Below are 19303 nucleotides of genomic sequence, written 5' to 3'. Positions count from 1 at the left end.
AACTCTAGGAGCACCACCTCATGTCGCAGACGTTTTACAAGAAAGGTTTCCTGGCTCTGGCCGTTGCTACGGCACTGGGTGTTTCTTCGTATGTTCAGGCCGACGTCAAGATCGGTGTAGCGGGCCCCATGACCGGGGCAAACGCAGCGTTTGGCGAGCAGTACATGAAAGGTGCGCAGGCAGCGGCCGACAAGATCAACGCCGCTGGTGGCGTGAATGGCGAGAAAATCGTCCTGGTCAAAGGCGATGACGCCTGTGAGCCGAAGCAAGCCGTGGCCGTGGCCAACCGCCTGGTCGATCAGGACAAGGTGATTGGCGTGGTGGGCCACTTCTGTTCTTCCAACACGATCCCGGCCTCCGAGGTATATGACGAGGCGGGCGTGATCGCCATCACCCCAGGCTCCACCAACCCAGCGGTCACTGAGCGCGGCCTGAGCGCCATGTTCCGCATGTGCGGCCGTGATGACCAGCAGGGGATCGTCGCTGGCGACTACATCGTCGACGTGCTCAAGGGCAAGAAGGTCGCGGTGTTGCACGACAAGGACACCTACGGCCAGGGCCTGGCTGACGCGACCAAGGCACAGCTGAAGAAACGCGGCGTGGAGCCTGTGCTTTACGAAGGCTTGACCCGTGGCGAGAAAGACTTCAGCGCGGTGGTCACCAAGATCCGCTCTACCGGTGCCGACGTGGTCTACTTCGGCGGCCTGCACCCGGAAGCCGGCCCGCTGGTACGCCAGCTGCGCGAGCAGGGCCTGAAGGACGTCAAGTTCATGTCCGATGATGGCATCGTCACCGACGAACTGGTGTCTACCGCCGGCGGTGCGCAATACGTTGACGGCGTGTACATGACCTTCGGTGCCGACCCGCGCCTGCTGCCAGACAGCAAGGCGGTGGTGGAGGAGTTCCGCAAGGCCGGCACCGAACCTGAGGGCTACACCCTGTACGCCTACGCTTCGCTGCAGGCTCTGGCTGCCGCTTTCAATGGCGCGAAGTCGAACAAGGGCGAGGACGCTGCCAAGTGGCTCAAGGCCAACCCGGTGCAGACCGTCATGGGTGAGAAGAAGTGGGACAGCAAGGGCGACCTGACCGTCTCCGACTACGTGGTCTACCAGTGGGACAAGACCGGTAAATACCACCAGCTGGAAAAACAAAAATAACAACGGCCCGCGGCCCGGGCGGTTGCTCGGGCCCAAGCCCCGCGGTACCTGTCTTTATTCGTAGATCTGCACAGTTCTGCGCTGCGAGGGCCCCGCACAGGTGGCCCGCGCCGTGGTCGGCGCTCGTGCAATCTCAATCAGGTGAGATTGCGTTATGGATGGTATTTTCCTGCAGCAACTGGTCAACGGCCTGACCCTCGGGTCGGTCTATGGCCTGATCGCCATCGGCTACACAATGGTCTATGGCATTATCGGCATGATCAACTTCGCGCACGGCGAGGTGTACATGATCTCCGCTTACCTCGCGGCGATCAGCCTGGCATTGCTGGCTTACTTCGGTGTCGAATCGTTCCCCCTGCTGATGCTGGGCACCTTGTTGTTCACCATCGTCGTCACCGGCGTTTATGGTTTCACCATCGAGCGCATCGCCTACAAACCGCTGCGTAACTCCACCCGCCTGGCACCGCTGATCAGTGCCATCGGCATTTCGCTGATCCTGCAGAACTACGCACAGATCAGCCAGGGCGCCCGCCAGCAAGGCGTGCCAACCCTGCTGGAAGGCGCCATGCGTGTCGAAGTCGGATCCGGCTTCGTGCAATTGACTTATACCAAGATCTTCATCCTGGTGGCGGCCTTCGTCGGCATGGGCCTGCTGACCTACGTGATCAAGTACACCAAGCTCGGCCGCATGTGCCGTGCTACCCAGCAAGACCGCAAGATGGCCTCGATCCTGGGTATCAACACCGACCGGGTGATTTCCTACGTGTTCGTCATCGGTGCGGTGATGGCCGCCCTGGCCGGCGTGCTCATCACCATGAACTACGGCACCTTCGACTTCTACGCCGGCTTCATCATCGGTATCAAGGCGTTCACTGCCGCAGTGCTCGGGGGTATCGGCTCGCTGCCGGGTGCCATGCTCGGCGGGATCATCCTGGGTATTTCCGAGTCGCTGTTCTCAGGCCTGATCAACTCCGACTACAAGGATGTGTTCAGCTTCTCGCTGCTGGTGATGATCCTTATCTTCCGCCCACAAGGCCTGCTGGGTCGCCCGCTCGTGGCTAAGGTGTGAACATGTCCGTTGCCAAAACTGCCTCTGTTAGCGAAACCAAGGGTTTCGACCTTAAACGCAGCCTGCTGGAGACCATTGTCGCTGGCCTGCTGGCACTTATCGTGTTTGGCCCGGTCGTTGGTGTGGTGCTCGACGGCTACACCTTCAATGCCGAGCCGCGCCGCGTGGCCTGGCTGGTCGGCGGTGTGATGGTGGGGCGCTTCCTGCTCAGCCTGTTCCTGCAGACTGCCCCCGGGCAGCGCATGCTCCTGGGCTTCGACAGCGGTGGCTCGGGCGTGCATGTGACCGCACCGGACTACAAGTCGCGTCTGCGTTACATCATCCCCGCGCTGATCGTGATTGCCATCGTTTTCCCGATCTTCGCCAACAAGTACCTGCTGACCGTGGTCATCCTCGGCCTGATCTACGTATTGCTGGGCCTTGGCCTGAACATCGTGGTCGGCCTGGCCGGCCTGCTCGACCTGGGTTACGTGGCGTTCTATGCCATCGGTGCCTACGGCCTGGCGCTGGGTTACCAGTACCTGGGGCTGGGCTTCTGGAGCGTGCTGCCGCTGGCGGCCATCGCTGCAGCGCTGGCGGGGTGCATCCTCGGCTTCCCGGTGTTGCGCATGCACGGTGACTACCTGGCGATCGTGACACTGGGCTTTGGCGAGATCATCCGCCTGGTGCTGAACAACTGGCTATCGTTCACCGGTGGCCCCAACGGCATGCCGGCACCTTCACCCACCTTCTTCGGCCTTGAGTTCGGCCGCCGGGCCAAGGATGGCGGGGTGCCGATCCACGAGTTCTTCGGCTTCGAGTACAACGCCAGCCTCAAGTTCGTGTTCATCTACGCGGTGCTGTTCTTGGTCGTGCTGGCAGTGCTGTACATCAAGCATCGCCTGACTCGCATGCCGGTCGGCCGGGCCTGGGAAGCGCTGCGCGAAGACGAGATCGCCTGCCGTTCGATGGGCCTGAACCACGTGCTGGTCAAGCTGTCGGCCTTTACCCTGGGCGCCTCGACTGCCGGTCTGGCGGGGGTGTTCTTCGCCACCTACCAGGGCTTCGTCAACCCGTCGTCATTCACATTCTTCGAGTCGGCGCTGATCCTCGCCATCGTCGTGCTGGGTGGCATGGGCTCGACCGTGGGTGTGGTCATCGCGGCGTTCGTGCTGACCGTGGCGCCGGAACTGCTGCGCAGCTTCTCCGAGTACCGGGTGCTGCTGTTCGGCGTGCTGATGGTGCTGATGATGATCTGGCGACCGCGTGGGCTGATCCGTATCAGCCGTACCGGTGTGACCCCACGTAAAGGAGTGGCGCCATGAGCGACGATATCATTCTCTCGGTCGACAACCTGATGATGCAGTTCGGTGGCATCAAGGCGCTCAGCGACGTCAGCCTGAAGGTCCGGCGCAACCAGATCTTTGCCCTGATCGGCCCCAACGGCGCCGGCAAGACCACGGTGTTCAACTGCCTGACCGGCTTTTACAAGGCCAGTGGCGGACGTATCGAACTGAACGTGCGCGGCAGCCACACCAACGTCATCCAGCTGCTCGGCGAACGCTTCCAGGCGGCCGACTTCGTGTCGCCTGCGCGCTTTGCCAACCGTATGTACTACAAGATGTTCGGCGGTACCCACCTGGTCAATCGCGCCGGCCTGGCGCGCACCTTCCAGAACATTCGCCTGTTCAAGGAAATGTCGGTGGTGGAGAACCTGCTGGTGGCCCAGCACATGTGGGTCAACCGTAACTTGCTGGCCGGGGTGCTCAACACCAAGGCCTACCGCAAGGCCGAAAGCGATGCACTGGACCACGCCTTCTACTGGCTGGAAGTGGTGGACCTGGTCGATTGCGCCAACCGCCTGGCCGGCGAGCTGTCGTACGGCCAGCAGCGGCGTCTGGAAATCGCCCGGGCCATGTGCACGCGGCCGAAGATCATCTGCCTGGACGAACCGGCGGCGGGCCTTAACCCGCAGGAAACCGAGGCACTCAGCCGCATGATCCGTGTGCTGCGTGACGAGCACGACATCACTGTGGTGCTGATCGAGCACGACATGGGCATGGTCATGAGCATCTCCGACCATATCGTGGTGCTGGACCACGGCAACGTGATTGCCGAAGGTGCGCCGCAGGACATCCGCCACAACCCGACGGTGATTGCCGCCTACCTGGGTGCAGACGAAGAGGAACTGGTATGAGTGCACCCATTCTCGAGCTGAAAGACCTGGACGTGTTCTATGGACCGATCCAGGCGCTGAAGAAAGTCTCGATGCACATCAACGAGGGCGAGACGGTAAGCCTGATCGGCGCCAACGGTGCCGGCAAGTCGACCCTGCTGATGTCGATTTTCGGCCAGCCGCGGGCGGCATCCGGGCATATCGTGTACCGCGGCACCGACATCACCCGCAAATCCTCGCACTACATCGCCTCCAACGGCATTGCCCAGTCGCCGGAGGGGCGCCGGGTGTTTCCCGACATGACCGTCGAGGAAAACCTGATGATGGGTACCATCCCCATCGGCGACAAGCATGCCGACGAAGACATGCAGCGCATGTACGAGCTGTTCCCGCGGTTGAAGGAGCGGCGTAACCAGCGGGCCATGACCATGTCCGGTGGCGAGCAGCAAATGCTGGCGATTGCCCGGGCGCTGATGAGCCGGCCGAAGTTGCTGTTGCTGGACGAGCCCTCGCTGGGGCTGGCGCCGATCGTGGTCAAGCAGATCTTCTCGACTTTGCGAGAGCTGGCCAAGACCGGGATGACCATCTTCCTGGTGGAGCAGAACGCCAACCATGCGCTGAAACTGTCGGACCGGGCCTATGTGATGGTCAACGGGCAGATTCGCATGACCGGGACCGGGCAGGAACTGTTGGTCAATGAGGAAGTGCGTAACGCTTATCTGGGCGGGCACTGAGTTGTATGCAGGGGGCTGCGATGCAGCCCCCTTCTCAATGTGGAAAACTTGTCGTTCCCTTCTCCCGAAACACACCCATATTCCTTCGCAAGCCATTGTTTCCACAGGCCAACTCTTTTCCACGGATAGTGTGGAGCCGCCTGTGGAAAACATGGTGGCATATCGCTCAAGGCCTTGAGTATCAAGCCCTGTAGCGATTTGATCATTTTTTGTTCATATCCCCGTTGTGGATGATTTTCCCAAGCTTTCAAAATCTCTGCGTGTGCTTCAAGTGCAGTGCCAATCCTGTGGATAACTCTGTGTAAAAACCTTGGACAGACCGCTGCAGGCGGCATGTTTGAAAGCCTTGCGCCATCATCGCCAAGATATCCACCGACCACAATCCGCTGAAAGGGTTCCGTGCAGTGGACAAGTTGCCCCCAATCCGTGGGGAAAGCCTTGTGGATAACATGCGCATACCTGGCGGCGAGCCCTCTGCTGCAAGGGTTTCACGAGTATGAACAAAAAATGAACAGCCCTTGAGCGGCTTGCTGCCTGCGCCGTGCGCGGGCATGCTGCAAAGCTGCCATGACAACCTACCGTGAGGAACACAGCATGACGTCCACCGTATTCATCACTGGCGCGACTTCCGGTTTCGGCGAGGCCACCGCCCGCCGCTTTGCAGAAGCCGGCTGGAAGCTGGTACTCACTGGGCGCCGCAAAGAGCGCCTGGACGCCCTGTGCGCTGAACTGTCGGCCAAGACCGAAGTGCATGGCCTGGTGCTGGACGTGCGTGACCGCAAGGCCATGGAGCAGGCTATTGCCAATCTGCCGGCCGGCTTTGAAAAGATTCGCGGTCTGGTCAACAACGCCGGCTTGGCACTGGGTGTGGATGCTGCGCAGAACTGCAGCCTGGACGACTGGGAAACCATGGTCGACACCAACATCAAGGGCCTGATGTACACCACTCGCCTGCTGCTGCCACGGCTCATCGCCCATGGCCGCGGCGCGTCGATCCTGAACGTCGGGTCGGTGGCGGGCAACTATCCGTACCCGGGCAGCAACGTGTATGGCGGCACCAAGGCCTTCGTCGGCCAGTTCTCGCTGAGCCTGCGTTGCGACCTGCGCGGTACCGGCGTGCGTGTGAGCAACATCGAGCCGGGCCTGTGCGAGAGCGAGTTCTCGCTGGTGCGCTTCGGGGGTGACCAGGCCAAGTACGATGCTACTTACGCGGGTGCGGAGCCGATCCAGCCACAGGATATTGCCGAGACCATCTTCTGGATCCTCAACCAGCCGGCGCACATCAATATCAACAGCCTGGAACTGATGCCGGTGAGCCAGGACTGGGCAGGGTTCTCGATCGACCGATCAAAAGGCTAAGCACGAGGTGCGAACCGGAAAGATCCGGTTCGCGGAGCAACGCATCGCTCAGTTGATATAGTAAAAGCCGGTTCTTTCTTTAGGGATGATGCCTAACGCTTGAAGGACATCGTTGATGGCGTCATGCCGGCCCATGTCCTCGGCCGTTGCTTTGCAATTGATGACACGGCGCAGGCTTAGCAGGTAGCTGAGTTTGCCATGGGAGTGCTCGTCATAGCGGTGGCCGTGATCGATTATCTTCTGTGCTGCCCGGTTGATCTGCTCTTCGACAAATGCCTTGAAGGCTTCTGCTTCCATGTTGGTTACTCCTGAACGTTCGAGAAAGGAGCACCAACATAGGCGTGGGGAGATGCTTCCGGCAGAGGGAAACGCTCACCCCTGACAGGTTCGTTGTATGGACAGTCAGAAGTTCGCCTGATTCAGCCCTTCCAGGCAGGTAGCCAAGTGATAAGGCGTGGTCGATGGCATGTCATCCCTGCTCACCGCGCCGTCACCCCCTCGGCACTCATACCAGCCGGCGTCACGCAGGAACCGCGCTGAAAGGGCAACTAATTGCCCCGCGAGCTTTGCTTCACTGCCTTCACGCAATGTAAGCGCCCGCAGGTACTCGGCCTGCGCCCAGATACGCTGTGAGGCATCAAGCACCCGGCCATCCACATTCAGCATGGCCAGTACGGCCGCATCCTTCACCCCGAATTGCTCGGCAAAGCCGAAGGCCCGGTCTATCGACGCATGCAGCGGCGTGTCACGCAGCAGCGGGGAGGTATGCAGCAGATAGAACCACTCGAACTGGTGCCCAGGCTCGAACCAGTTATCCACAGCCCCGCGTGGCTTTTCCAGCATCAGGCCATGGGCCGGTTCAATGAAATGCGCCTCGAGTGCCTGACACAATTGCAGCAGCGACTGGCGGACATGTTCGTCGTCACGCACAGCCAGCACCTGCAGGAACGCTTCGGCCAGGTGCATCTGCGGGTTTTGCAGCGGGCCACTGCCGAGGTCGGCCCAGTCTTCGCCCAGGCAGGCTTCGTACAGGCCATCGTCACGGGCGAACTGCTGGTCGATGATGTCCAGCGCGGCATTCAACGTGGACTCCACCAGGTTTTCGCGCACTTTGCCCCAGTAGTGCGCGCAGGCGAACACGATGAAGGCGTGGGTATACAGGTCCTTGCGCCGGTCCAGCGGCTTGCCGTGGGCGTCGATGCTGTAGAACCAGCCCCCGTGCTCGGCATCGTGGAAGTGCTTTTGCAGCGAGCGAAACAGGGCTGCGGCGCGTTCGGCGGCGCCCGGTTGGCCGATACGGCTGCTGAACACGTACAGCTGGCGTGCACAGGCCATGGCCCGGTAGCGCTGCACCGGCAACGGTTGGTGCTGGGCGTCCAGCGCTTCGTAGGGCAGGGCCATGTCGGCGTTCCAGCCCGGGCCTTGCCACAGCGGCACGATGCGTTCGGCGAAGTGCTGGTTGAAGCGGGCCAGTTCGGGCAGGGTGGGGCGGGGGTCGGACATTTGGGCGCTCGTCGCTGTCGGGCAGGGCGCCATGGTAGCAGAAGTGGGGTTTTCAGTAGCCTGGGTTGCCGAGCCCCTGCCAATGCCGCGCCCCGACAAAGATGAAGCGCAATTGCTGGGTGATCTTTTCCTGCGGCGTCAGGGCCTGTGGATAACCCGCTTCCGGGTTGTCGATAAGCTCGGGCAGGGTGGCGAACACGGTCTTCACCACCAGGTCGGCCATCACCGCAAGCGCGGCGCTGTCCAGGTGTTGCCAGCGCTTCATGCGCGCAAGGTCGGTGGCAAGGTCGTCACTGATATCCTGGCGCAGGCGGGCAATGGCCTGGCGCACGGCCTGTGCACCGCCGTACTGCTCGCGGGCCAGGAACAGGAACTGCGCGCGGTGGGCGGCTACCACGTCGAGGAAGATGCGCACCGAGGCGTCGGTGATGCCGCCCAGTTCGAATTCGTTCTGGCGCACCAGGCGGATGGTCTGGCGGAAGGTGGTGTCGATTTCGGCGACAAGTGCCAGGCCCAGGGCGTCCATGTCGGAGAAATGCCGATAGAAGCCGGTCGGCACGATGCCAGCCGTCTTCGCCACCTCGCGCAGGCTGATACTGCCGAAACCACGGCCACTCTCCATGAGCAGGCAGGCGGCATCGAGCAGGGCCTGGCGGGTCTGTAGCTTCTGTTCGGCGCGCGGCAGCATGGTGCGGGCTTCTGTAACGGTCAGGCTGGGCACTCTAGATAAAAAAACAAAGCCCGGTCAATGGACCGGGCCTGGAGGGGAGCAAGCGTTGTGACAGAAGTTGTTCTTTTCGGCCATGGCGATCAGCTCACACGGCTGAGTTCAACCAGGCGATCCGAGCCACCTTCAGCGACACGGCCAGCTTGTTCGATCAGACGATCGGAGCCGCCTTCGGCAACACGGCCAGCTTGTTCGATCAGACGATCGGAGCCGCCTTCGGCAACACGGCCAGCTTGTTCGATCAGACGATCGGAGCCGCCTTCGGCAACACGGCCAGCTTGTTCGATCAGGCGATCCGAGCCGCCTTCGGCAACACGGCCAGCTTGTTCGATCAGGCGATCCGAGCCGCCTTCGGCAACACGGCCAGCTTGTTCGATCAGGCGATCCGAGCCACCTTCGGCGACACGGCCAGTACGTTCGATCAGTCGATCGGAACCACCTTCAGCTACGGTTTTCAGCGGCTGGGCAATTTCGGCTGCGCTGGAGCGCGCTTCGGATGTCAGGTGTTGCTCGGACGCAGGCAAGGCGAAAGCGTTGGCGGCCAGAAGGGACAGGGTCAGGGTCAGCAGATGGCGTTTCATGATTTCGGTGCTCCTCTCGGGGGCTGGAAAGTGGGTACGGAGCCAATGCTACGCCGCGTAACGCCAGAGAGAAGTTCATATGGGTAATGGTAACAATCGACCATATTGATAGAGGTTGGAAAGGCCTCTATTCCAAGCCTTGCAGGCGTAATGACAATCCCCTGACCCTGTTGATGGTAGGTAACATGTGCGCCGTGGCGCGACAGATTCCTGAGCAAAAGGCCAGGAAAAACTTCGCTATCATGGCGCCATCGATAAAACCTCACGGGTTTTCATCAGTCGGAGTTATTGAGGCCATCGCTGCGCCTGTTTTCTGTCATGCCGCAAGGAGAATTACGCAATGACGCGTCCCGCCAGAATCCTCGTCTGGACCCTCGCCAGCCTGCTTACCGTGCTGGCGATCCTGGTGGTAGTGATTGCTACCTTCGACTGGAACCGCGTCAAGCCACTGCTCAATGAGAAGGTCTCCGAAGCCTTGCATCGGCCCTTCGCGATCAACGGCAACCTCGCCGTGCACTGGCGTACCGAGCCCGAAGAGGGCGGGTGGCGTGCCTGGGTGCCTTGGCCGCACTTCATTGCCGAAGACCTGACGCTGGGCAACCCCGAGTGGCTCAAGGAGCCGAAGATGGTCGGCCTTGAGCGTGTGGAGTTTCGCCTGGCGCCGCTGCCGCTGGTGTTCCAGCAGATCAGCATACCCCGCATCAACCTCACCAAGCCCACTGCCAGCCTCACTCGCCTGGCCGATGGCCGCGCCAACTGGGTCTTCGACTTCGGCCCCAAGGATGAAAACGCCGAACCTTCCAAATGGCAGCTGGACATCGGCGCCATCGGCTTTGACCAGGGCAACGTCAGCTTCCACGACCAGACCCTGAAAACCCGCATGAAGGTGCAGATCGACCCGCTTGGCAAGCCAATCCCGTTCAGTGAGATTGTCGGCAAGGCCAGCGCCGAGAAGGCCGGCGGTGCGCAGGACTATGCCTTCGGCCTCAAGGCCCAGGGCCGCTACAAAGGCCAGCCAGTGTCCGGCACCGGCAAGATCGGTGGCCTGCTGGCCCTGCAGGACGCCAGCCAGCCGTTCCCGCTGCAGGCCGACGTGCGCATCGCCGACACCCATGTGGTGCTCGCCGGCACCCTCACCGACCCGCGCAACCTTGGTGCCCTCGACCTGCGCCTGCGTTTGTCGGGCGCCAGCCTGGGCAACCTCTACCCATTGACCGGCGTCACCTTGCCTGACACCCCGGCCTATTCCACCGACGGCCACCTACGCGCCAACCTGCAGGCGGCGCAAGGGGCGTCGTTCAATTACCAGGGCTTCAACGGCAAGATCGGCGACAGCGATATCCATGGGGACCTGGCCTTCGTTGCCAGCCAGCCACGGCCCAGACTGTCCGGCAACCTGGTATCGAACCAGTTGCTGTTCAAGGACCTGGCGCCACTGATCGGTGCCGACTCCAATGCCGAACAGAAGGCCCGTGGCGGTGCCAGCAAGCAGCCTGCAGGCAAGGTGCTGCCAGTGGAGGCGTTTCGCACCGAGCGTTGGCGGGCAATGGACGCTGATGTCACCTTTGCTGGCAAGCGCATCGTGCACAGCGCGCAACTGCCGTTCACTGACCTGTCGGCCCATGTGGTTCTCGAAGACGGCCTGTTGCGCCTGGAGCCCCTGCGCTTTGGCGTGGCCGGCGGCAGCCTGGCCTCCAACATCCGCCTGGACGGGCGCAGCGTGCCCTTGCAGGGGCGCGCGAAGTTGACTGCGCGGGGCTTCAAGCTCAAGCAACTGTTCCCCACATTTGCGCCAATGCAGACCAGCTTTGGTGAGCTCAATGGCGACGCCGACATCAGCGGCCGTGGCAACTCGGTAGCCGCCTTGCTGGGTACCGCCAATGGCGACCTGCGCATGCTGATCAACGATGGCGCCATCAGCCGTAGCCTGATGGAAATCGCCGGGTTGAACGTAGGCAACTATGTGGTCGGCAAGCTGTTTGGTGACGAGGACGTGAAGATCAACTGTGCGGCAGCCGATGTAGGCATCAAGGATGGCCTGGCGACTACGCGGCTGTTCATCTTCGATACCGAGAACGCGATCATCTACATCGACGGCACGGCGAATTTCGCTTCCGAGCAACTGGATTTGAACATCACCCCGGAATCGAAAGGGCTGCGGTTGTTCTCGCTGCGTTCCCCCCTGTATGTGCGCGGACCGTTCGCCAAGCCGAACGCCGGTGTGCAGGCAGTGCCGCTGGCGTTGCGTGGCGCAGGGATGGTTGCGCTTGGGGTGGTGGCAGGGCCGGCGGCGGGGTTGCTGGCGCTGATTGCGCCCAGCAGCGGGGATGATCCGAACCAGTGCACACCGTTGTTGCAGCAGATGAAGGCAGGCAAGGCGCCGACGGCGGTGAAAGCACGGAAATAGCAAGGGGCCGCAAAAGCGGCCCCTTGAGGGTGTCAGAAATCAAAGGCCTTGCAACAGGTCGGACATATCGTCCGCGTGCTCCTCTTCCTGCGCCAGGATGTCTTCGAAGATACGACGGGTAGTCGGGTCTTTATCCCCGATGTACTGAATGATCTCGCGGTAGCTGTCGATGGCAATGCGCTCTGCCACCAGGTCTTCCAGCACCATCTCTTTCAGCGAATTGCCGGCTACGTACTGGGCATGCGAGTTCTTGGTCAGGTTGTCGGGGTTGAAGTCCGGCTCCCCGCCCAGTTGCACGATGCGTTCGGCCAGCTTGTCGGCATGTTCGGCTTCCTGGTTGGCATGTTCCAGAAACTCCTCGGCAGCCACACTGGCCTTGATGCCGCTGGCCATGAAGTAGTGGCGCTTGTAGCGCAGCACACAGACCAGCTCGGTGGCCAGCGATTCATTAAGCAGGCGCAGGATCTGTTCACGGTCGGCGTGGTAACCCTCGGTCACTGCGCCTTGCTCCACATGCTGGCGTGCACGCTCGCGCAGGGTTTTCACATCGGTCAGTTCAACATTGCTCATGGTTATCTCCAGCAGGGGTCAGGGTCGGGTCGGAACACAGGCTTACGCGCCATGCAGGGCGTCGCTGTCCTCCTGGCGTTGCTTGCAGGTCTTGAAGCCTTTGGCATCCACATGGCCGGTGGCATCGAAGCGCACGTAATAGGGCTGCTGCTTGCCATCGTGGTTGAGGATGTAGTCGTTGCAGGTGCCCCCGTGTGGCAGGTCGATCACGCTCGACGGGCTGCCGCCAATGGCGATGACCTTCTGCATGGTCATACCGTTCTCCACCTGCTTGACTAGCGGCTCATCGCGGTAGGTGACGTAATCCACCGGGTTTTCCGGGCGGCTGCCGCAGGCGGCCAGGGTGGCGCTTGCCAGAAGGATTGCCAGGGTCTGCTTGTACATGGTCCCGCTCCTTGCAAAGGGTCTGTGTGGTTTTGAACCACAGCGCGCGCCAGGAGTTCGATTGCGATGGTCATCATGGCCGCTGTAGTGTTGGCCCGTCGTACACGCAAAGGAGCTGCGGCAATGCAGCAGGATTTGGCCACGCGATACCCGCTGGTGCTGGTGCCGGGCATGCTCGGGTTTGTCCGGATGGTGCTCTACCCCTACTGGTTCGGCATTGTGCCGGCCTTGCGCAAGGGCGGGGCGCAGGTGTTTCCGGTGCAGGTTTCGCCGCTGCATTCCAGCGAGGTACGCGGCGAGCAGTTGCTGGCGATCATCGAAGATATCTGCCAACGTACCGGCGTCGACAAGGTCAACCTCATCGGCCACAGCCAGGGCGCACTGAGCGCGCGTTACGCAGCGGCCAAACGGCCGGGGCGGGTGGCGTCGGTCACCTCGGTGGCGGGGCCCAACCATGGCTCCGAGCTGGCCGACCACCTGGAACGCACGGCACCGGGCGATTCACCCCAGGGGCGCATCCTCAAGGCCGTGCTGCATGGGTTTGCCGTGCTGCTGGTGTGGCTGGAAACCGGCTGGCGTCGCGACCCGCTGCCGGTAGATGTGCACGCCTCGCACCAGTCGCTGACCAGCGCCGGGGTGGCACTGTTCAACCAGGCTTATCCACAGGGCCTGCCGCAAACCTGGGGTGGGGAAGGGGCCTATGAGGTCAATGGCGTACGCTATTACTCCTGGTCCGGCACCTTGCAACCCGGCCTGACAGACCAGGGGCGCAACCGCTTCGACGGCAGCAGCCGCTTCTGCCGCCTGTTCGCACGCAGTTTCATCAAGGAAAAGGGCCATTGCGACGGCATGGTCGGGCGTTTCAGTTCGCACCTGGGGCAGGTGATCGGCGACGATTACCCGCTCGATCACCTGGACATCGTCAACCAGTCGCTCGGTGCCGTGGGCAAAGGCGCGGAGCCTGTGCGGCTATTCACCGAACATGCCGCCCGGCTCAAGGCGGCGGGGCTTTAGCTCAAGTGCCTTGGCGGCGGATCGGCGTGGTCCAGCGTTCGGCCAGCACTACGCCGGCCAGGGTCAGCAAGCCGCCGACCAGGTGGTAACCGGCCAGTTGTTCGTCGAGCACCACGGCGGCGATCAGCGCGGTGACCAGCGGCAGCAAGTTGAAGAACAGTGTGGTGCGGCTGGGCCCCAGGCGGTGCACGGCCTGCATCCACACCAGCGGCGCGATCATCGAAGCCAGTACGCAGGCATACAGGACCAGGCCGATGTTGTGGCTGTTCAGGCCGGTCTTGTCTGACAGCAGGAACAGCGGTAGCAACACGACGATGGCCACCAGCACCTGAAGGTACAGCAGCTGCATCGGCGGCAGGCGCAGCTGCCATTTCTTCAGCAGGAAGCTGTACAGCGCATAGGCCAATGTAGCCACCAGCATCAACAGGTCGCCGCTGTTCAGCCCTTGCTGAAGCAGGCTGGCGGGGTGGCCGGCACTGACCACTTCAAGCACGCCGAAGAATGACACCACCGCGCCCAGCAGGGCACCGTAGCTCAGGCGCTGGCCAAGCCAGGCGATGGACAGCGCCAGTGACATCAGCGGCATCAGCGAGAGGATGATGCCCATGTTGGTGGCACTGGTGATGCCGGCGGCGAAGTAGGCCAGGCTCTGGTACATCGCCATGCCCAGCACGCCGAGCACGAACACCTTGGCCAGGTGCGGGCGGATGGCTGCACGGTTGCGCCACACGGCGGGCAGCAGGAACGGCGTGAACAGCAAGGCGGCCAGCAACCAGCGGTAGAAGCCGATCTCCGCAGGGTGGATGGCACCGGCGGACATCTTGGTGACCACGGTGTTGCCGGCCCAGATGAGGATGGCGGTGAGGGGGAACAGGTAGTTCATGCAGCAGGGTACTCGCTGGGGGCTGGAATGGGGCTGCTTTGCAGCCCTTCGCGGGTGAACCCGCTCCTACGGGGGATACACAGGCCTGGAGGCTGGCGCAGATCCTGTGGGAGCGGCGAGCCCGCGAAGGCCTGCAAGGCAGGTCCCCGATAGGCCTGTATTATCGAATGTCTGTCTACAAGCCTATACTTCTATCCAGACAACCGACCCTGCAAAGCAGACAGCATGCCGCGTAAATACCTCGATATCCCCCAGTTCACCCAACTGCCGGCCCCGGTGTACTTCCGCCACGACGAGTTCGTTGCCGACACCCACAGCGCCGTGCATCAACACGCCTGGGGCCAGCTGAACTACACCGCCCACGGCGTGATGCAATTGGATGTGGCCGGCCAGCGCTTCCTGTCGCCGCCGCACTACGCCGTCTGGGTGCCGCCCGACACCGAGCACGGCTGCTACAACCCCCAGGCCATCGTCTACCGTTCTATCTATCTCGACCGCAGCCTGTGCGCAGCGCTGCCACCGCACCCGTGCAGCCTGATGATCAGTGACATCCTCAAGGCCATCCTCGGTGACTTCGCCCGGCGCAATCTCAAGGTGGCCGAGGACGAGCGTGACCAGCGCCTGGTACAGGTACTGCTTGACCAGTTGCTGCTGGCGCCCACATTGGCCTGCTACCTGCCGTTTGCCCACAGCGATGGCTTGCGCCAGGTGCTCGACGCGCTCAGCGCCGAGCCGGGGGACAACCGCCCGCTGGCCGACTGGGCCGCACGCGTACACGTCAGCGAGCGCACCCTGGCCCGCCAGTTTCTGCGCGAGCTGGGCATCAGCTTTGGCGAATGGCGCCTGCGCCTGCGTTTTCTGCGTGCCATCGAAGCGCTGGAAGCCGGCCTGCCGATTCAGGCCATTGCCTTCGACCTTGGCTACAGCAGCGCTTCGGCGTTCATCGCCATGTTCCAGCGCCAGGCCCGGTGTACGCCCGAGCAGTACCGCCGGCAGGCGCGGGCGGGGCGCTGAACATTCTTGGCTACACTCAGCTCGATCCCCGTGCATCGGGCGCGGAGCCAAGGAGACCACTCCATGAAAGTGCTGCAAATCCCGTTACTGGCGCTGGCGGTGTTGTTCAGTGCCCAAGGTTTCGCTGCCAATACCGCGCAGCAGGAAAAGATGAAAACCTGCAACGCCGACGCCACCGCCAAGGCCCTCAAGGGCGATGAACGCAAAGCGTTCATGAGCACCTGCCTGAAAAAGGATGTGCCCCAAACCCAGCAAGAGAAAATGAAGACCTGCAATGCTGACGCCACCACCAAAGCCCTGAAGGGGGACGAGCGCAAGGCCTTCATGAGCGATTGCCTGAAGAAGAAATGACCTGCGCCTATGCCTGCGCCGCCAAGGCTGGCAGACTGCGGCATTCCCGCTGTCTGCCGTCGAGGCTGTATGACCTTTACCCCCCGTCAGATCACCCTGGCCAGCCTGATCATCGTCATGGCCGGGTTGTTGCTGGCTTTGCCCCTGAAGTTGCTGCCCAGCCTGCTGGCCGGTCTGCTGGTGTTCGAACTGGTCAACATGCTGACCCCGCGCCTGCAACCGCTGCTTGCTGGCCAACGCGCGCGCTGGCTGGCCGTGGCGTTGCTCGGCACGCTGGTGGTCAGCACCCTGACACTGCTGATTGCCGGTGCCTTCAGCTTCCTACTGCACGAGGCGGAAAACCCCGGCGCCTCGTTGGACAAGTTCATGGCCTTGGTCGAGCGAGCCCGCAGCCAGTTGCCCCCTTTCATCGAGGGCTATCTGCCTGCCAGTGCCGCAGAGTTCAAGGTGGCCATCGGCGACTGGATCAAGAGCCACCTGAGCGATTTGCAGCTGGTGGGCAAGGGCATGGCGCACATGTTCGTGACGATGCTCATCGGCATGATCCTCGGCGCCATCATCGCTTTGCAGCGCATTCCCGATATTTCCCGGCGCAAGCCCCTGGCGGCGGCGCTGTTCGAACGTCTTAGCCTGCTGGTGAAAGCGTTTCGCAACATCGTGTTCGCGCAAATCAAGATCTCGCTGCTCAACACGATCTTCACCGGCATTTTCCTGGCTGTGGTGATGCCACTGTTCGACGTACACCTGCCGCTGACCAAGACGCTGATCGTGCTGACCTTCCTGCTGGGCTTGCTGCCGGTGATCGGCAACCTGATGTCCAACACCTTGATCACCATCGTCGGCCTGTCGCTGTCGATCTGGGTGGCGGCAGCGGCGCTGGGTTACCTGGTCGTCATCCACAAGATCGAGTATTTCCTCAACGCGCGGATCGTGGGTGGGCAGATCAGTGCCAAGGCGTGGGAATTGCTGCTGGCGATGCTGGTATTCGAGGCGGCGTTCGGGCTGCCTGGTGTCGTGGCGGGGCCCATCTACTATGCCTATCTGAAGAGTGAGCTGAAGCGGGCGGAGCTGGTCTGATCATGTAGTGGCCTGTGCCGGCCCTTTCGCGGGTAAACCCGCTCCTACAGGGGCCTGCGGCCAATCACCGATGTGTGTCCACCCCCGATCGGGCGTAGGAGCGGGTTTACCCGCGAATACGGTAGCGGCGGCAACGGTGAACGGCGGGTAGAGATTGGCCAGCAGGCCCGGCCTCTTCGCGGGTAAACCCGCTCCTACACGCGGCCTGCGGCCAATCACCGATGTGTGTCCACCCCCGATCGGGCGTAGGAGCGGGTTTACCCGCGAATACGGTAGCGGCGGCAACGGTGAACGGCGGGTAGAGATTGGCCAGCAGGCCCGGCCTCTTCGCGGGTAAACCCGCTCCTACACGCGGCCTGCGGCCAATCACCGATGTGTGTCCACCCCCGATCGGGCGTAGGAGCGGGTTTACCCGCGAATACGGTAGCGGCGGCAACGGTGAAAGGCGGGTGGTAATTGGCCAGCAGGCCCGGCCTCTTCGCGGGTGAACCCGCTCCTACACGGCGGCCTGCGGCCAATCACCGATGTGTCCCACCCCCGATCGGGCGTAGGAGCGGGTTTACCCGCGAATACGGTAGCGGCGGCAACGGTGAAAGGCGGGTGGTAATTGGCCAGCAGGCCCGGCCTCTTCGCGGGTGAACCCGCTCCTACACGGCGGCCTGCGGCCAATCACCGATGTGTGTCCACCCCCGATCGGGCGTAGGAGCGGGTTTACCCGCGAATACGGTAGCGGCGGCAACGGTGAAAGGCGGGTGGTAATTGGCCAGCAGGCCCGGCCTCTTCGCGGGTGAACCCGCTCCTACACGCGGCCTGCGGCCAACCCCCGATGTGTGCCCACCCCCGATCGGGCGTAGGAGCGGGTTTACCCGCGAATACGGTAGCGGCGGCAACGGTGAACGACTGGTGGAGATTGGCCAGCAGCCCCAGCCCGTTCGCGGCTACAGGCTAATCGACAAATCAGGCCGCCCCGTAACGCTTGCGCGCCTCGATGGCCAGCCCGCTACCAATGCTGCCAAAGATATTGCCTTCCACATGCCGTGCATTCGGCAGCATCGCCGAAACACTGTTGCGCAGCGCCGGAATGCCGCTGGAGCCACCGGTGAAGAACACCGTATCGACCTGGCCTTCGCTTACCCCAGCCTTGGCCAGCAGTTCGGTCACGCTACCGCGCACGCGCTCCAGCAGGCCTTCGATCGCCTCTTCGAACAGCGTGCGGGTCAGTTCCGCAGTCAGCTCGGGCTCGACGCGGCGCAGGTCGATGTGGCGGCTGTCATGCTCGGTCAGCTCGATCTTGCTGGCTTCCACTTCCATCGCCAGCCAGTGCCCGGCGCGCTGTTCGATCAATTTGAACAGGCGATCGATGCCGAAGCTGTCCTCAATGTCATAGCGCATGCTGCCCAGCGCCAACTGTGACTTCTGCGAATACAAGGCGTTGATGGTGTGCCAGGTGGCCAGGTTGAGGTGGTAGCTGGTCGGCATCAGCGCACCGCTCTTCATGCGGCTGCCATAGCCAAACAACGGCATCACGCCCTGAAGGCTCAGTTGCTTGTCGAAGTCGGTACCGCCAATGTGCACACCGCCGGTGGCGAGGATGTCGCTTTGGCGCTCGGCGACCAGATGGCGCTCGGGCGACAGGCGGATCAGGGTGAAGTCCGAGGTACCACCGCCGATGTCGACGATCAGTACCAGCTCTTCGCGGCTGATGCTCGACTCATAGTCGAAGGCCGCGGCAATCGGCTCGTACTGGAACGACACGTCCTTGAAGCCGATTTTGCGCGCCACTTCGGCCAAGGTGTCCTCGGCCTCCTGGTCGGCAGCCGGGTCTTCGTCGACGAAGAACACCGGGCGGCCCAGCACCACCTGGTCGAATTCTCGGCCAGCGGCCGCCTCAGCGCGCTTCTTGAGCTCGCCGATGAACATGCCCAGCAGGTCCTTGAACGGCAGGGCGCTGCCCAGCACGCTGGTGTCGTGCTTGATCAGCTTCGAGCCCAGCAGGCTTTTCAGCGAGCGCATCAGGCGGCCTTCGTAGCCTTCCAGGTACTCGTGCAGCGCCAGGCGGCCATACACCGGGCGCCGCTCTTCGATATTGAAGAACACCACCGAGGGCAAGGTGATCTTGCCGTCTTCCAGGGCAATCAGCGACTCGACGCCAGGCCGATGCCAGCCGACCGTGGAGTTGGAGGTGCCAAAGTCGATGCCCAGGGCGCGGGCCGGGGATACGTCAGACATGGGAAATGGGCTTCCGGAGGCAAAACGGCCGCGCAGTGTATGCCAGTTGGCTACAGAATCAAGACCAGTCGTCTGCCTTGAGGCAAACC

General features: G+C 62.3%; 19 protein-coding genes. 11 read left to right on the top strand and 8 right to left on the bottom strand.

Annotation, left to right across the window (positions count from 1 at the left end; genetic code table 11):
- The first annotated feature begins 20 nt into the window (after positions 1-20).
- The 6 genes from ACI7M0_RS23925 to ACI7M0_RS23900 all read left to right on the top strand — a co-directional run bounded on the left by ACI7M0_RS23925 (position 21) and on the right by ACI7M0_RS23900 (position 6474).
- Entirely contained in the window at positions 21-1157 is a 1137-nt protein-coding gene (locus ACI7M0_RS23925; protein ID WP_014860425.1) for a branched-chain amino acid ABC transporter substrate-binding protein, read from the top strand.
- 154 nt (positions 1158-1311) lie between these two features.
- The gene (locus ACI7M0_RS23920) at positions 1312-2226 is read left to right on the top strand and encodes an ABC transporter permease subunit (protein WP_003249590.1); all 915 of its coding nucleotides are present in this window, start codon (positions 1312-1314) and stop codon (positions 2224-2226) included.
- 2 nt (positions 2227-2228) lie between these two features.
- Complete coding sequence (gene livM / locus ACI7M0_RS23915; protein ID WP_104886990.1) at positions 2229-3530, top strand: high-affinity branched-chain amino acid ABC transporter permease LivM; 1302 nt, start codon at positions 2229-2231, stop codon at positions 3528-3530.
- The gene (locus ACI7M0_RS23910) at positions 3527-4402 is read left to right on the top strand and encodes an ATP-binding cassette domain-containing protein (protein WP_010955466.1); all 876 of its coding nucleotides are present in this window, start codon (positions 3527-3529) and stop codon (positions 4400-4402) included. The genes livM and ACI7M0_RS23910 overlap by 4 nt, the downstream gene beginning before the upstream one ends.
- Positions 4399-5115 carry an ABC transporter ATP-binding protein gene (locus tag ACI7M0_RS23905; protein WP_004576969.1) on the top strand — a complete coding sequence of 239 codons (717 nt, stop codon included), beginning with the start codon at positions 4399-4401 and terminating at the stop codon, positions 5113-5115. The genes ACI7M0_RS23910 and ACI7M0_RS23905 overlap by 4 nt, the downstream gene beginning before the upstream one ends.
- A 594-nt stretch (positions 5116-5709) precedes the next feature.
- Positions 5710-6474 (top strand): SDR family oxidoreductase, encoded by a 765-nt coding sequence (locus ACI7M0_RS23900; RefSeq protein WP_003249597.1) that lies wholly within the window; start codon positions 5710-5712, stop codon positions 6472-6474.
- Between the two features lie 48 nt (positions 6475-6522).
- Here ACI7M0_RS23900 and ACI7M0_RS23895 read toward each other — a convergent pair whose 3' ends face one another.
- From ACI7M0_RS23895 to ACI7M0_RS23880, 4 genes are all read right to left on the bottom strand, one after another.
- Positions 6523-6771: a hypothetical protein gene (locus ACI7M0_RS23895; protein ID WP_064492504.1), complete on the bottom strand. Its 249-nt coding sequence runs from the start codon at positions 6769-6771 to the stop codon at positions 6523-6525.
- A 105-nt stretch (positions 6772-6876) separates the two neighbouring features.
- On the bottom strand, positions 6877-7977 hold the full coding sequence (locus tag ACI7M0_RS23890; protein WP_129933952.1) for an AGE family epimerase/isomerase: 1101 nt from the start codon (positions 7975-7977) through the stop codon (positions 6877-6879).
- 52 nt (positions 7978-8029) lie between these two features.
- On the bottom strand, positions 8030-8665 hold the full coding sequence (locus tag ACI7M0_RS23885) for a TetR family transcriptional regulator (protein ID WP_003249603.1): 636 nt from the start codon (positions 8663-8665) through the stop codon (positions 8030-8032).
- Positions 8666-8787: 122 nt separating this feature from the next.
- A complete protein-coding gene (locus tag ACI7M0_RS23880; protein ID WP_039612255.1) occupies positions 8788-9285 on the bottom strand; it encodes a hypothetical protein in 498 nt (165 codons plus the stop codon).
- Positions 9286-9625: 340 nt separating this feature from the next.
- Between ACI7M0_RS23880 and ACI7M0_RS23875 the strand changes: the two genes are divergently transcribed.
- The gene (locus ACI7M0_RS23875) at positions 9626-11692 is read left to right on the top strand and encodes an AsmA family protein (protein ID WP_129933979.1); all 2067 of its coding nucleotides are present in this window, start codon (positions 9626-9628) and stop codon (positions 11690-11692) included.
- Positions 11693-11731: 39 nt separating this feature from the next.
- Here ACI7M0_RS23875 and ACI7M0_RS23870 read toward each other — a convergent pair whose 3' ends face one another.
- Positions 11732-12262 (bottom strand): bacterioferritin, encoded by a 531-nt coding sequence (locus ACI7M0_RS23870; RefSeq protein ID WP_020192925.1) that lies wholly within the window; start codon positions 12260-12262, stop codon positions 11732-11734.
- A gap of 42 nt (positions 12263-12304) precedes the next feature.
- Positions 12305-12646: an osmotically-inducible lipoprotein OsmE gene (gene osmE / locus ACI7M0_RS23865; protein WP_003249613.1), complete on the bottom strand. Its 342-nt coding sequence runs from the start codon at positions 12644-12646 to the stop codon at positions 12305-12307.
- Between the two features lie 123 nt (positions 12647-12769).
- Here osmE and ACI7M0_RS23860 point away from each other — a divergent pair, with 123 nt between their 5' ends.
- Positions 12770-13660: a triacylglycerol lipase gene (locus ACI7M0_RS23860; protein ID WP_020192926.1), complete on the top strand. Its 891-nt coding sequence runs from the start codon at positions 12770-12772 to the stop codon at positions 13658-13660.
- 1 nt (position 13661) lies between these two features.
- Here the strand turns inward: ACI7M0_RS23860 and ACI7M0_RS23855 are convergent, their stop codons facing one another.
- Entirely contained in the window at positions 13662-14543 is an 882-nt protein-coding gene (locus ACI7M0_RS23855) for a DMT family transporter (protein ID WP_104962634.1), read from the bottom strand.
- Positions 14544-14768: 225 nt separating this feature from the next.
- On the opposite strand from ACI7M0_RS23855, the gene ACI7M0_RS23850 reads away from it, so the two are divergent.
- From ACI7M0_RS23850 to ACI7M0_RS23840, 3 genes are all read left to right on the top strand, one after another.
- The gene (locus ACI7M0_RS23850; protein ID WP_064492499.1) at positions 14769-15557 is read left to right on the top strand and encodes a helix-turn-helix transcriptional regulator; all 789 of its coding nucleotides are present in this window, start codon (positions 14769-14771) and stop codon (positions 15555-15557) included.
- 63 nt (positions 15558-15620) lie between these two features.
- On the top strand, positions 15621-15908 hold the full coding sequence (locus tag ACI7M0_RS23845) for a PsiF family protein (RefSeq protein WP_014592571.1): 288 nt from the start codon (positions 15621-15623) through the stop codon (positions 15906-15908).
- A 69-nt stretch (positions 15909-15977) separates the two neighbouring features.
- Positions 15978-16985 (top strand): AI-2E family transporter, encoded by a 1008-nt coding sequence (locus ACI7M0_RS23840; RefSeq protein WP_014592570.1) that lies wholly within the window; start codon positions 15978-15980, stop codon positions 16983-16985.
- Positions 16986-17942: 957 nt separating this feature from the next.
- Here the strand turns inward: ACI7M0_RS23840 and ACI7M0_RS23835 are convergent.
- Entirely contained in the window at positions 17943-19214 is a 1272-nt protein-coding gene (locus ACI7M0_RS23835; protein WP_010955455.1) for an Hsp70 family protein, read from the bottom strand.
- Between the last annotated feature and the right edge of the window lie 89 nt (positions 19215-19303).

The sequence above is a fragment of the Pseudomonas sp. 10(2024) genome, from assembly GCF_045164175.1.
Lineage (GTDB): Bacteria > Pseudomonadota > Gammaproteobacteria > Pseudomonadales > Pseudomonadaceae > Aquipseudomonas > Aquipseudomonas alloputida.
Note: the sequence above shows the minus strand (reverse complement) of the source record. Positions and strands in the feature narration are given on the sequence as shown.

What these genes read in the sequence shown, in the direction of transcription:
- ACI7M0_RS23925 (WP_014860425.1), top strand. Translation starts at nt 21, where the DNA reads ATGTCGCAGACGTTTTACAAGAAAGGTTTCCTGGCTCTGGCCGTTGCT.
- ACI7M0_RS23920 (WP_003249590.1), top strand. Translation starts at nt 1,312, where the DNA reads ATGGATGGTATTTTCCTGCAGCAACTGGTCAACGGCCTGACCCTCGGG.
- livM (WP_104886990.1), top strand. Translation starts at nt 2,229, where the DNA reads ATGTCCGTTGCCAAAACTGCCTCTGTTAGCGAAACCAAGGGTTTCGAC.
- ACI7M0_RS23910 (WP_010955466.1), top strand. Translation starts at nt 3,527, where the DNA reads ATGAGCGACGATATCATTCTCTCGGTCGACAACCTGATGATGCAGTTC.
- ACI7M0_RS23905 (WP_004576969.1), top strand. Translation starts at nt 4,399, where the DNA reads ATGAGTGCACCCATTCTCGAGCTGAAAGACCTGGACGTGTTCTATGGA.
- ACI7M0_RS23900 (WP_003249597.1), top strand. Translation starts at nt 5,710, where the DNA reads ATGACGTCCACCGTATTCATCACTGGCGCGACTTCCGGTTTCGGCGAG.
- ACI7M0_RS23895 (WP_064492504.1), bottom strand. Translation starts at nt 6,771, where the DNA reads ATGGAAGCAGAAGCCTTCAAGGCATTTGTCGAAGAGCAGATCAACCGG.
- ACI7M0_RS23890 (WP_129933952.1), bottom strand. Translation starts at nt 7,977, where the DNA reads ATGTCCGACCCCCGCCCCACCCTGCCCGAACTGGCCCGCTTCAACCAG.
- ACI7M0_RS23885 (WP_003249603.1), bottom strand. Translation starts at nt 8,665, where the DNA reads ATGCTGCCGCGCGCCGAACAGAAGCTACAGACCCGCCAGGCCCTGCTC.
- ACI7M0_RS23880 (WP_039612255.1), bottom strand. Translation starts at nt 9,285, where the DNA reads ATGAAACGCCATCTGCTGACCCTGACCCTGTCCCTTCTGGCCGCCAAC.
- ACI7M0_RS23875 (WP_129933979.1), top strand. Translation starts at nt 9,626, where the DNA reads ATGACGCGTCCCGCCAGAATCCTCGTCTGGACCCTCGCCAGCCTGCTT.
- ACI7M0_RS23870 (WP_020192925.1), bottom strand. Translation starts at nt 12,262, where the DNA reads ATGAGCAATGTTGAACTGACCGATGTGAAAACCCTGCGCGAGCGTGCA.
- osmE (WP_003249613.1), bottom strand. Translation starts at nt 12,646, where the DNA reads ATGTACAAGCAGACCCTGGCAATCCTTCTGGCAAGCGCCACCCTGGCC.
- ACI7M0_RS23860 (WP_020192926.1), top strand. Translation starts at nt 12,770, where the DNA reads ATGCAGCAGGATTTGGCCACGCGATACCCGCTGGTGCTGGTGCCGGGC.
- ACI7M0_RS23855 (WP_104962634.1), bottom strand. Translation starts at nt 14,543, where the DNA reads ATGAACTACCTGTTCCCCCTCACCGCCATCCTCATCTGGGCCGGCAAC.
- ACI7M0_RS23850 (WP_064492499.1), top strand. Translation starts at nt 14,769, where the DNA reads ATGCCGCGTAAATACCTCGATATCCCCCAGTTCACCCAACTGCCGGCC.
- ACI7M0_RS23845 (WP_014592571.1), top strand. Translation starts at nt 15,621, where the DNA reads ATGAAAGTGCTGCAAATCCCGTTACTGGCGCTGGCGGTGTTGTTCAGT.
- ACI7M0_RS23840 (WP_014592570.1), top strand. Translation starts at nt 15,978, where the DNA reads ATGACCTTTACCCCCCGTCAGATCACCCTGGCCAGCCTGATCATCGTC.
- ACI7M0_RS23835 (WP_010955455.1), bottom strand. Translation starts at nt 19,214, where the DNA reads ATGTCTGACGTATCCCCGGCCCGCGCCCTGGGCATCGACTTTGGCACC.